Origin of the sequence: Massilibacillus massiliensis (genome assembly GCF_900086705.1) — a bacterium.
In the GTDB taxonomy this organism is placed as follows: domain Bacteria; phylum Bacillota; class Negativicutes; order FLKF01; family FLKF01; genus Massilibacillus; species Massilibacillus massiliensis.
This window is the reverse complement of the sequence record NZ_LT575483.1, coordinates 2097109-2110591: the sequence shown is the minus strand read 5'-3', so window position 1 is coordinate 2110591 and position 13483 is coordinate 2097109. Positions and strand designations below refer to the sequence as shown.

Here is a 13483-nt window from a genome sequence, read left to right as displayed (position 1 = left end):
AACATAGCGAATTCTTGCAATGCAAAGCAAGCCTCCCTATATATAATGAACTTCCGGCTCCAAAAGTACACACTTTATAATAAATTTTTATTATCATTACAAAAAAATACCCGCAGAACCATTTTGACGGTCCCACAGGTATAACACTGCTGCTTGATGCCCGGCCGCCTATAAACTAAGCGCCTGTTCCTTGCAAATATAGTATCATACACAAGCAAAGATTGTAAATACTTTTCAAGCAAACATATAAATTTTATTTATAATTGATAACGATAGTCATTTTATCCGATCTTTATGATACTCGTTACTTGATATCCATTTTCCGCTAACTTTTGTTTTAATACATCTACATCGTCAATCGGCGCACGCACGATCAAATCGTACTTGCCAGCTTCATTTGCCTTTTTCGCACTCACTAAACTGATGATATTAATTCCCATCTCAGCAAAGATACGAGTTACACCATGAATAACACCAATTGTATCTTCTCCGCTGATCGTAATACGCGTGGATGGCTCAGTAAGAACCATAATATCAACAAAAGCCTTAAAGATATCTGTTTCCGTAATAATTCCTACAAGTGTATTGGTACTGCTAATTACTGGCATACCGCCAATTTTTTGGTGATACATAATGAGGGCAGCTTCTTCAATCGTTGCATCAGCATGAATTGTAATCACTTTTTTTGTCATAATTTCTTTTACTGTCATTTTTGCCAATAAGGAGTTTACTTCATATTTTGATAAAGTCGTCGCAGGTGAAGGTGCAGCTTTCATCAAATCTCGGTCACTAAAAAAACCAACGACCTGACCTTCTTCAACAACAGGTAACCGACGAAACCCATGTTTTTTCATAATATCAGCCGCTTCGTCGACCTTATCATTTGGGGCAACTACAATTGGATTTTTTGTCATTCTATTCGCCACGAACACAATAGAACACTCCTCTCAACTTGTATCATTCTATATATAATTATATACCGCATTGTAAAAATTTGTACAGTTCAATCAGCCGCCCAAATAAGCTTTGCGCACTTCCTCACTCGCCGCCAGTTTTTTTGCATCACCGGACAATGTAATTCTTCCGGTCTCAAGCACATAGGCCTGATGGGCAATTGATAAGGCCATATTCGCATTTTGTTCCACTAATAAAACCGTTGTGCCGGTTCTATTGATCTCCTGTACAATCGAAAAAATTTCCTTCACAAGTAATGGTGCCAATCCCATGGAGGGTTCATCTAGCAATAATAATCGTGGACGACTCATCAGCGCACGTCCCATAGCAAGCATTTGCTGCTCACCACCACTAAGCGTACCTGCCAATTGTAATTTACGCTCAAGTAAACGAGGAAACCGGTCAAATACAGCATCCATATCTTTCTGAATGCCGTCTTTATCTTTTCTGATATAAGCTCCAAGTTCAAGATTTTCTAATACCGTCATATTCGCAAATACACGACGACCCTCTGGTACCTGTGAAATCCCTCGTTTTACAATTTCTTGTGCCGCCAATCCCGCTATATTTTTACCTTCAAAATCAATTTTTCCTGTTTTGGGTTTAAGCAGTCCAGAAATCGTACGCAATGTTGTACTTTTACCAGCACCATTCGCTCCAATTAACGTTACAATTTGACCTTCTGTTACATTGATACTAATATCTTTAATTGCATGAATTGCGCCATAGTATACGTTTATATTTTCAATATGAAGCATTATTCCACCTCTTCCCCAAGATAAGCTTTTATAACCTGCGGATTATTTTTAATCTCATTTGGAGTACCATGCGCAATAATACTACCGTATTCTAATACATAAATACGCTCACAGATCCCCATTACCAAGCTCATATCATGTTCGATTAAAAGAATTGTCAAACCAAACTCTTTACGTATCCAACTGATCATTTCCATCAAGTCTTGGGTTTCTTGCGGATTCATCCCTGCCGCTGGTTCATCTAACAACAATAACTTGGGTTTTGCAGCTAATGCTCGGGCAATCTCCAAACGACGTTGTTCACCATATGGTAGATTCTTTGCAATTTCATCTTTTTTATGTCCCAATTTAAATATTTCTAAAAACTCAATTGCCTTTTGTTCAATTTCTTCTTCTTCTTTGAAATATCGCCCAACACGAAAAACAGATTCTAGTAAGCTGTATTTTACATGCGAATGATACGCTATCTTTACATTGTCCAGCACACTAAGTTCAGAGAACAAGCGAATATTTTGAAATGTGCGCGCTATACCGCCTTGTGTAATTTGGAAAGGTTTAAGACCTACTACGCTCTTACCGGCAAATTCAATTACACCAGTCGTAGGTTGATAAACCCCAGTCAACAGGTTGAATGCTGTCGTCTTTCCTGCACCATTTGGGCCAATCAAACCAATAAGTTCGCCTTGCTCAATATGCATTTCGAAATTGGAAACTGCTTTTAACCCGCCAAATACCTTTGAAACTTTTTCGGCTTTAAGTAAATTCATTACTTGCTACCTCCCTTGAAGCGTTTAAAAACGCTGAGACTTGTTAATTCCACATTTCCAAATAACCCTTGTGGGCGATACAACATCAATAAAATCAATACGATGGAGTAAATAATCATGCGCCATTCCGGCCAGCTTGCCAATGCCGCGGAAACAAACGTCAAGATAACGGCTCCGGCTACGGATCCCGTAATAGATCCCAGTCCTCCCATAACAACCATAGTTAAATAATTAAAGGACATCATAAACGTAAACGATGCCGGATGGGCAATATAAAAGTAATGCGCAAATAAAGCACCTGCGACACCTGCAAATGCTGCCCCGATCGTAAATGCAATCACTTTATATTTCGTCGTATCAATTCCCATTGCCTCCGCTGCAATTTCATTTTCTCGAATCGAAATACAGGCACGCCCATGCGAGGAATTGACCAAGTTTTTAATAAAAAACAATGTAAACAGACAAACAAAGAACGCCCAAGCAAAATTTGTGTACCGTGGGATTCCCATGAATCCGGAAGCACCACCAACATAAGGAATATTCAAAATCGTAATACGAATAATTTCTCCAAGCCCAAGTGTTGCAATTGCCAAGTAATCTCCACTTAACCGCAAAGTCGGCAAACCAATGAGAAAACCAAGTAAACCGGCCCCTGCTGCGCCAACGATAATTGCCAAGATAAACGGTAGCTGGAACTTGACTGTAATGATTGCACTCATATATGCGCCAACCGCCATAAAACCTGCATGACCAAGCGAAAATTGCCCTGTATATCCATTGATTAAATTCAGGCTGGCTGCCATGATAATATTAATTGCAATTAATATTAAGTTTAACTCCCAAAAAGAACCAATCATATTCATTTGTAAAAGCGCCTCAATAATTGCATAAACAACAACACAGGCACCCAGTATTTTTATATCTTTTTTTGTTACTGCTCTCATTTCTATCACCTACACCTTCTCACGCGTATTCTTGCCGAATAAACCCGATGGTTTAAATAAAAGAATAATGATTAAAATAGCAAACGCCGCCGCATCACGAAATGTAGAAGAGATGAACCCGCTCACCAATGCCTCTATGACCCCGAGAATAACGCCACCAGCCATTGCGCCTGGGATGATTCCGATACCGCCCAGTACAGCCGCAACAAAGGCTTTTAAACCTGGCATAATCCCCATTAATGGATCAATTGAATTGTAATAGACACCAACAAGTACCCCCGCAGCGGCTGCAAGTGCAGAACCAATTCCAAACGTAGCAGAAATAATACGGTTTACATCAATCCCCATTAACTGTGCTGCTTCTGTATCAAAAGAAACAGCGCGCATTGCTTTGCCAATAATCGTCTTTTGAACTACATACGTTAAAATTACCATCAACAATACTGAAACAGCTAAAATAAGAATCTGTTGACTATTCACTACAAACGGACCGATATGATACGTTGTAGCTTCAAACACATTCGGGAAAGTTCTAGGTTGTGGTGTAAAAACCAGCATTCCGCCATACTCCAATAAGAGTGAAATACCGATTGCCGTGATTAAAACTGCAATTTTTGGTGCATGCCGAAGCGGACGATACGCCATTCGCTCTATCAGCATTCCCAATAAACCTGAAACTATCATAGATACAATAAGTGCTGGTACAAATGATAAGCCAAGAGTCGCTGTTGCAAAAAATCCAGCATACGCGCCGATCATATAAATGTCGCCATGAGCAAAGTTAATTAATTTGATAATGCCATAAACCATGGTATAACCGAGTGCAATCAAGGCATAAATACTGCCTAAAGAAACACCGTTAATTAACTGTTGAACGAACTGTTCCATAAATTCCATATTGTCTCCTCCATTCATATAATAACCGACATTTGACGAGGAACCCTTAAACTGAGATTTCCGTGCTTTGGCACAGACGCTTGTCAAAAATCAAGAAAAGACCCCTAGCCACACTATTGGCTAAAGGTCTTTTTCACCTCTGCATTCGCCACCCTAGTAGATAAACTCACCCTTGAGCAAAACCATTCTCATACTGACAGTTTAAACGTTCACGATTAAATTTGTTACTATCCTTATTATAATGTTACAAGTATACACTGTCAATAATACGTTTAACATATTCCGGGCGTTAACCCTATTTTCGCTATATTTATATTAAAATATACCGTATTTTGTATCCAATGCCGCTCCTTTTTGTCTACTATAAAAAAACACACTATAGATCTATACTATATTATCAGTACAACTATAGTGTGCTCGTATATCGTTTATGGATTTATTTTTTCCCTAAAAGTCTTCTGCCCATTTTTCATTTCAATTACAACTGCACTCTTAATCGCATCATGCGTTTCATTTAACGTAATAACGCCCGAAACAGCTGCAAAATCTTTCGTCTTAGCTAGCTCATCCTTAATCTTCACCGTATCCTCACTACCTGCACGCTTTATTGCTTCAATGATCATCATTGTCGCATCATAAGCAAGTGCGGCAAACGCATCCGGTGTTTGTTTATATTCTGCTTGATATGCCTCTACAAAAGTTTTGATCGCTGGACTATCATCATCAGGAGAATAATGATTCGCAAAGAACGTGTTGTTCAGCGCTTCTGCACCAGCAATTTCAGGAAGTTTCGCACTATCCCAGCCGTCACCGCCTAAGATAGCAGCTTGAATACCCATTTCACGTCCTTGTTTGATAATCATCCCAACTTCTTGATAATACCCAGGTACAAATACAATGTCAGGATTTGTAGCTTTAATTTTTGTTAACGTTGATTTAAAATCGGTATCCTTCGCCAAATACGCTTCTTCGGCTACAATTGTTCCGCCATTCTTTATGAATGTTTCCTTAAAAAACTGCCCTAAACCTTTCGCATAATCGCTGGAATTATCAATATATAAGGCTGCCGTTTTTCCTTGCAAAGATTTTGCAGCAAAATTTGCCATTACAGAGCCTTGAAATGGATCAATAAATGCTGCTCTAAACAGAAAATCACGCGTTTTGCCTGTATCGGGATCCACCGTCACTTTTGGATTAGATGCGGTTGGACTAATCGCTAGAACTTTGCCATCTGTATTTACCTGTGCTCCTGCAATCACACTGGAAGAAGCGATTGGCGCAATAACGCCGACAACTTTATCCTGTGAAATTAACTTCTGCATTGCATTTGCAGCTTCAGCAGCTTCGGATTTGTTATCTGCTACCACCAAACTGATTTTTTTACCAAGTACACCGCCTTTTTCATTCACTTCTTTGATTGCAAGCTTCGCACCATTTGTTGCCGATTGTCCAAATGTAGCATTTGTTCCTGTCATTTCCAAATTAGCACCGATTTTAATTGTATCAGAATTTGCATCCCCACACCCCGCAGCTGTAAGTGCAAAAAAACTCATTGCAGCTACTGCGCATACCATCTGTTTTCCTTTTTTAAAAATCATAATAACCTCCCTCAGCGATTTTGCCCATCCAAAGTCATGTTTAATAAATCTCCATCACTTCTTCAACAGTCCTTAGTCGAAACAAATTAAAAAGATGCTCTCTTTTGATTCATTCCCAATGCCTTTAATTGTAAAGTTACTCATTTTTATTGTCAATACTATAAATGTAATACATTATCCAATTTTGTTCTTTCTGAAAGTACATTAGATTATTCAACGAGTATTCATCCATGAATTTATATGCTTTGTTTCTTGTTTGTAAACTATTGTTCTTGCATGCAAATTAAAAATATAATTTATATTTTTAATGGCTAAAACAAATACAGGAGCAAAGCGTATTCTCGCTTCACTCCTGTATTTAAGGTCAAAACAGATTTTGTATAATAACCATCATTTTTCCGGATTAATTTTTTGCTTGAACATTTTTTGACCGTCTTTCATCTCAAGTACAACGGCCGATTTAATTGGATCATGATTTTTATCAATTGTAATAATCCCTGTTCCCACTTGCAAATCTTTTGTTTCTTCTAAGGCTTGGCGGATTTTCTCTGGATCATCTGAGCCTGCCCGTTTGATCGCATCAATCAGCATAATGCCAGCATCATAACCTAACGCTGCAAATACACTTGGTTCCTGATTATATTCGGCTTTATACGCTTCAATGAATTTTTTTACATTCTCATCACTATCTTGTACAGAATAGTGTGAGCTAAAGAATGTATTATTGAGTGGAGCTGTTCCAGCGATCTCCGTCAACTTTGCATCATCCCAGCCATCTGTGCCTAACAGAGGAATTGTAATACCAAGTTCACGTGCTTGCTTTACAATCTTTCCAACTTCTTCATAGTAAGCAGGAATAAATATAATTTCTGGATTTGCAGCTTTGATTTTTGTAAGTGTTGATTTAAAATCTTGATCTTTTTGTAAAAATGCTTCTTGAACTAGAACTTTTCCGCCATTTGCCTCGAATTGTTTAGTAAATACCTCTGCTAAACTCTTAGAGTAGTCAGAACTTGAATCTACATAAATGGCTGCTGTTTTAGCCTGTAAAGTCTTTGCCGCGAAGTTTGCCATAACTTCACCTTGTAACGGATCAATGAAACAACTGCGGAAAATAAATGGTTTCACTTGACCATTATCTACCGTAATTTTAGGATTGGTTCCAGTTGGAGCGATCACCGGTATCTTATTGTCCGTTGCAATTTGCGTTGTCGCTAACATATTAGAAGTTGTTGCCGGCCCAAGAATAACCTTAACCTTATCATTAGAGATTAGCTTTGTCGTTGCATTTGCCGCTTCAGATGCTTCAGACTTATTGTCTGCAACAATGAGATTTATTTTCTTGCCATTAATACCACCAGCATCGTTGACTTGTTTAATTGCTAATTTGATACCATTTAACGCTTGCGTACCATAATTGGCAACACCGCCGGTCAACTCAAAATTTGCACCAATTTTGATCTCATTACTATTTGCTGCATCATTACCGCCACAACCAGCAAATACTGCTCCCATCATCGTCATGCCTATAGCCATACTCGCTACAGTCATCACCTTTTTTTTCATATTCATTTTTATCCCTCCAGTTATTAACCAGTATACGAGTTACGTCCTCATTCATAAGCCATAAATGTATTATAGTTTACATTGTTTACATCGTCAATAACTTTTTATTTATTATGTGTTCTACACCTAGATACATTTGTTTTTTTATTTTATGTTTTCCTCTATTTATTTTACCCCATTTTCTCTTTATTAATAAAAAGAAAACATCGAATTTCATCTCATGCCTTTGACGAAATTCGATGTTTTCTTATCGCTTTTCTGAATAAAATTAATTTTTATTGTACGTTCTATACATATTGATTTTCTCCGAATTCGCGCTCATCGTCCATATTCCACATGGACAAACACCTGCACAGATACCACAACCGATACATTTCTCACTATTAGATTCATATTCAAATGTACCCTCTTCTGAATAAACTCTTGTAATTGCCTTCTCCGGGCAGGATTTTAGGCACATTTGACAATCACGACATGTACCGCAGCTAATACAGCGATTATGATCCTTATTTGCCGCTGGCAGATCACAACTATGGCATTTCGAAAAATAAGCTTTACTTATTTGCTTTGACGGAATCATTGTTTTCTCAGCCATCGATTCATACGGCAGATTACGCACATACAAATCCACTGCATGGGCAGCCTTCGTTCCGGCACCAATTGCATCAACAAGACGCCCTGGTTTTATTACATCACCTGCTGCAAACACCCCCTGCATGATGCTTTTATCCGCTTTCGCCACCAGCCATGCACGAAATTTTTCTATACCCTCCGGTAAATACTCGAGTTCGGGTGTTTCACCAACTGTAATAATTACCATATCTCCAGGGATAAGCTGCCCGTCGCTGGTGATAAGCCCGTCGTCAGTTACTTCTTTCGTCATAACAGGCCAAACTAATTTTCCGCCTAACGCTTTCACATGTGCAATCTCTTTAGCAAAAGCAGCAGGTTTTTGTACATCAATACAAGTTACTGTTTCAGCACCCATTTGATACGCTCCCAATGCTGCATCCATCCCTGAATTACCACAGCCAATTACAATAACATGTTTGCCGACTTTAGGATTTTGCCCTTTGTTGATCGCCTTTAAAAAATGCAAGCCCTTTACAATTTTTTCTTTTCCCGGCCATGGAAATACAGTTGGATTATGACCGCCGGTAGCTACAATCACCGCATCATAAGAAGCCTTTATCTGCACAAATTTCTCTGCAGTAACTTTATAGTTATTGATAAACTGAACGCCGATATCCTCTATGCGCTTTAATTCTTTCTGCAAAATTTCTTGTGGCAGACGAGAACGAGGAATTACTTGCTCCAACTTTCCACCCATTTTTGCATCTTCTTCATAAACCGTTACATCATGACCCCTTCTTGCCAACTGCCACGCTGCGTTAAGTCCTGCGACGCCCCCGCCAAGCACAGCGACTTTCTTACCTGTTTTAAAACTCGGCATTTCCACTGTCGTATCAACAGAATAAAGTCCTAACTTTCCGATCTGCGCAGATTCATCAATTGTTCCGCGCGTACAATCTTCCATACAAAGATTTGGACAAACACTGCCGCACACTGAGCCCGGAAACGGTGTATAGTCAAGGACTAGCTCATACGCTTCTTTAAATTTTCCTTCACGCAATAAATTGTACCGCCTTTGTGTCGGAATAGATGCGGGACAATTAAATTCACAAGGCGCTGCATATTTTGCATTTTCCCAAGCTGGGACACGCTGACGATAAAGTCCAGTCATAACCGTGCTGTTTACCACAAAATCATCCATACAAACATCACTGAAAATGCCGCCCTCGATCCATTCTTTCGTACGAAAATCTTTTATATTACTTGCAGCATTTGGCACCCGTTCTTCAAACGTAAGCGGTCTTAATTTATGCCAATCACTCCAATTTGTAAGCGCATCATAAAGTTCCGGTTTATCAATTGACTGCAAAAAATCGTCCATATTTCCCGCTAAATAAGCAATATCTTCCGCTTCAAGCGCAGTGATTTTAAGCTCCGTTGTAGAAAATCCTGCTGCTTTGCCTCGAAAATAAAGCACACCGCCTACCATTCCTACACAAGCCCGGTCTCCCAATACCGATTCAAACGCCTCACTGTCATATCCACAAACCACAGCCTTACCGCCACCCATAAATTCAAAGGAGAAACTGCCGACATTTTTTAGAATCCACATTTCAGGCGCATCATACAGCGGATCATGTTTCATTAATGAGCCTGAACGCGTTCCCGCACGGCCGCCAATGTAAATTTTCCCGGCTGCGGCACAATGCCCTGCTGTATCGCCGGCATCTCCCTTTACAACAATTTTACCACCGGCATTCAGCCATCCCACATCAGCAGAGGCTGACCCATCAACAATAATTTCTGTATTTTCAAGACACATAGAACCAACGCGCTGTCCAGCATTAGTTACACGGAAGGTTAATTTTTTTCCTTCTGGGTGCCATAATGGTCCACCAATATCATGTTGTCCAGAAGCCATGATATCAAACTCTGTTTCCCCATTGGCCAACGCTTCACTAATCGTCATAAGCAGATCTTGCGTTGACATTCGATTATGTCCTTCTAATGTATTAATCTTAAACACACAGCTTCCCTCCTAACATACATATTGTATTCCAAGTTTATCGGCAATTGCCTTATCTGTCGTCACTAGAGCATCAGAACGTCCTACCGGAAGCGAACTATTTCCAATTGGTGCCATCAATTTTCGCATTTCATTATCTAATGCCAATACATAGTCAACAATATTTTGCGCACCTCTATCAATATCCAACCGCTTTACTAAACGAGGATCCTGCGTGCAAATCCCCGTTGGACATTTTCCTGTAGAACAAGCATTACAACGCCCATTCTCATTCCCAACACAGCCAAGTAATTGTATTAAAATTTTTCCTACAAAAACACCATTTGCTCCTAAACAAATCATTTTAAATGCATCCGCTGCTGCATTTCCAGTTAAGCCAATACCGCCGCCCGCCCAAAGTGGAATCTGACCTTGCAAACCTTGCTTTACAGCTGCTAAATAACATTCACGTAATTTAGATACGACCGGATGTCCTGTATGATCCAAAGAAACTTCATTCGCAGCACCAGTTCCACCTTGAATACCATCAATAAAGAATCCGCCGCAAATTTTATATGGATCACGAAGCAAATTATTATATACGGATACCGAAGTGGCCGAGGCCGCGCATTTAATCGCTACAGGAACTCTAAAACCAAATGCGGCATTTAAAGATAAATGCATTTTTTGTACGGATTCCTCAATAGAATATAAACCTTGATGATTCGGCGGTGAGCTTAAAGTCGCTTTTGGGACACCGCGAATTGCCTGCACATGTTCCGCAACTTTTGCCGCTGGTAAAAGTCCGCCGTCACCAGGTTTTGCCCCTTGCCCGATTTTAATTAAAATACCAGCCGGATCTACTTTCATTCTTGGCATAGCCTTGATAATGCGATTCCAGCCGAAATGTCCCGAAGCAATTTGCAAAATCATATATTTTAATTTTTCTGATTCCAGTAATTTTACCGGCATCCCACCTTCACCGGAACTCATACGAATCGGCAAATGATGTTTTTCATTCAGATAGGCTGTCGCTAAAGAAACCGCTTCCCATGCTCTTGTTGATAAAGCCCCTATAGACATATCACTAAAAATCAACGGATATATCCAATTCACAGGTGGTGTTTTTTCAGTTAATCTTAATTCACCATTTTCTGATACCAATGGCAATTCACCAGGCAATAGTACTCTTCCGAATGGAGCCCGGATATCAAAAGTATGACGTTCCGAATCAAGCGCTGGATCTGTCATTTGCGATATTCTTCCAACAATAATATGGTCTAGCGTACGTTGTGCATTTAAGTTCGTACGTCCGCCGCGTTTTATCGGCCCATGATCGCGTGCCAGCAAATTTACACGATTATCAGGATTGCGAACCGGTTTTATTGCCCGATTAGGACAAACCTTTTCACACATCCCACAGCCAATACAGGCACTATCTATACTCGCCACTTGACGTATCACAGGGACCGCTTTATGCTCTTTCAAAGGTTCTGGCTGATGTGCAGTAGAAACAGTAATAGAACGTCGTGCCATACAAGCTTCAATTGCATTCTTCGTACAAGCTGCAATACAACTCCCGCACATCGTGCAGCGCTCGGCGTAATATTCTATTTTCCATTTCAAGTCATTTACACCAACATCCTGCGTTCTTACTGCTTCCATCTTTGCACCTCCAATTCATTATTAATCAAAACGACCTCACGTTCATTTGGATAAATGTCTTTTGCCATATCACGATTTGGTAAAATTGCATTTAAACCACAAACTTCAGATGCAATTGCAATTGTTGTATCATCTCCGCCAACAACAACCGGACGAAGTTTCTTCGAATCACAGCAGGTCATCATATCACCACTCGGCAATAATGCAATGATTGTATTCGGCCCGTTGATTTCTAAATGACCTAAAGATTGTCGAATGACACTCAGTACTTTCTTATCCTGCCGCTCCTCAGCTTCAGCAAATGTCAGTGGCGTAATCACATGCTTATAATATTGAATCGGCCATTTTAATTGGCGAAGTACATAATGCAATGTATAAATGAAATTCTGTGAATCCGACTCAAAACCAATATACCCACGATGCAAAGATTTCTGATATTCCATATTCTTTGTATAGAATGTATTTTCACCATTCGCACATAATGTATAGCCTTGAATAAAAAACGGATGTGCGGCGTAACGTACAATATCATAGTTTGTATTTTGACGACATTGCGTGATGATACTTTTGGCCATCAACATTCCACTGTCATCCCATAATCTAAAATAAGTGGCAATATCCCGTGGATCACCAATTTCTTTTAAGGTCAAAACATCTGGCCAGAAAGAATATACATACCCTTCTGCCTCTTCCTCTAATATACTGCGAAGCGCGAGCCGCGTATCCAGCATAAGTTCTTCACGCTCTGCTTGAGATTTATCATGATATTGTTCTGGATAATCATAGTTACGGAAAATATAGTAAGGCATCGCTTTTATATCTAACCCCGGTTGTTTATTGGGCTTTGGAATCCATTCTGCCAGTTGAACAAAGTTATGACTGTCCATATAATCTTCTACCAGCTGGGCGCCGCGTTGTGTACATGCCAAAGATAATAATGGTTTATCTTTATACTCAGTGAAAACTCCATACAAATCCTGCATAACCATAGCAAAACCAGAGTTATCATGGCCTTCTTGCTGCGGCAACATCAAATGCAAAGCTTTTGATGGATGAACCGGTACTTTACTCTTTATTGATCCAATCCTACACATATTCTCTCCCCCATATCAGATACACAAATTTAAAAATCAATCTATCTAAGCACTCTTAAATTTAAGAATACTCACATACTCATGATTTTTATGTTTTGTCTTCATTACATGCAATCTATTTCAATAAAAAAACCTTGCTCCAGCTACTTTTCTCCTCTTCACTGTCGCATGGCCAATTTATAAACCAAATTAATATAAAATCAATAAATAAACGCCATTATTTATTATTGAAATTAGATTGAACTGGACGATATTACAAGGCATATCGTTATACTCTTTCCATTACTAATATACATTTGTTCACTGTCAATATTATATGCATGTAATGTATATTCATTATAAAAACGAAACCTTATACTGTCAATATGCATATTTAAAATAAAGTTGCATAATAATGCTTATTATCGTTAATTTTCTGTAATATAAACGTTTTTTATTGTATAAATATTCACTAATTGTTTTATTATACACAGCAAGAATTATGTTAATAATGTTAAGTAACCCTTTTTAATGAGTATAATTCCTACCATTTACACATACACTAAAATTTATTTCGCAAAATTTTGTACTGCATTGTTTTGCGGTATACAAGGATACATTATATATTTTTATTTTTTAATTTTTTTTGCTTTTTACTTTGTATTATTCTTGTTTGCAATGTA

General features: G+C 38.9%; 10 protein-coding genes. All 10 read right to left on the bottom strand.

What is annotated here, in order from left to right; all coding sequences use genetic code 11:
* Positions 1–281: 281 nt before the first annotated feature.
* The 10 genes from BN6559_RS10085 to BN6559_RS10040 all read right to left on the bottom strand — a co-directional run bounded on the left by BN6559_RS10085 (position 282) and on the right by BN6559_RS10040 (position 12821).
* Entirely contained in the window at positions 282–932 is a 651-nt protein-coding gene (locus BN6559_RS10085) for a CBS domain-containing protein (RefSeq protein WP_110954593.1), read from the bottom strand.
* Positions 933–1007: 75 nt separating this feature from the next.
* Positions 1008–1712: an ABC transporter ATP-binding protein gene (locus tag BN6559_RS10080; protein WP_110954592.1), complete on the bottom strand. Its 705-nt coding sequence runs from the start codon at positions 1710–1712 to the stop codon at positions 1008–1010.
* Positions 1712–2479, bottom strand: a complete 768-nt coding sequence (locus tag BN6559_RS10075; RefSeq protein ID WP_110954591.1) for an ABC transporter ATP-binding protein — start codon at positions 2477–2479, stop codon at positions 1712–1714. Before BN6559_RS10075 ends, BN6559_RS10080 begins: the two co-directional genes overlap by 1 nt.
* The gene (locus BN6559_RS10070; RefSeq protein WP_110956367.1) at positions 2479–3423 is read right to left on the bottom strand and encodes a branched-chain amino acid ABC transporter permease; all 945 of its coding nucleotides are present in this window, start codon (positions 3421–3423) and stop codon (positions 2479–2481) included. The genes BN6559_RS10075 and BN6559_RS10070 overlap by 1 nt, the downstream gene beginning before the upstream one ends.
* A 9-nt stretch (positions 3424–3432) precedes the next feature.
* Complete coding sequence (locus BN6559_RS10065) at positions 3433–4320, bottom strand: branched-chain amino acid ABC transporter permease (RefSeq protein ID WP_110954590.1); 888 nt, start codon at positions 4318–4320, stop codon at positions 3433–3435.
* A 428-nt stretch (positions 4321–4748) separates the two neighbouring features.
* Positions 4749–5918, bottom strand: coding sequence for an ABC transporter substrate-binding protein (locus BN6559_RS10060; protein WP_110954589.1), 1170 nt, complete (start codon positions 5916–5918; stop codon positions 4749–4751).
* Positions 5919–6308: 390 nt separating this feature from the next.
* On the bottom strand, positions 6309–7490 hold the full coding sequence (locus BN6559_RS10055; protein WP_110954588.1) for an ABC transporter substrate-binding protein: 1182 nt from the start codon (positions 7488–7490) through the stop codon (positions 6309–6311).
* 262 nt (positions 7491–7752) lie between these two features.
* A complete protein-coding gene (locus BN6559_RS10050) occupies positions 7753–10083 on the bottom strand; it encodes an FAD-dependent oxidoreductase (protein ID WP_110954587.1) in 2331 nt (776 codons plus the stop codon).
* A 12-nt stretch (positions 10084–10095) separates the two neighbouring features.
* Positions 10096–11727, bottom strand: a complete 1632-nt coding sequence (locus BN6559_RS10045) for a glutamate synthase-related protein (protein WP_110954586.1) — start codon at positions 11725–11727, stop codon at positions 10096–10098.
* Positions 11715–12821, bottom strand: coding sequence for a class II glutamine amidotransferase domain-containing protein (locus BN6559_RS10040; RefSeq protein WP_110954585.1), 1107 nt, complete (start codon positions 12819–12821; stop codon positions 11715–11717). The genes BN6559_RS10045 and BN6559_RS10040 overlap by 13 nt, the downstream gene beginning before the upstream one ends.
* Positions 12822–13483: the final 662 nt, after the last annotated feature.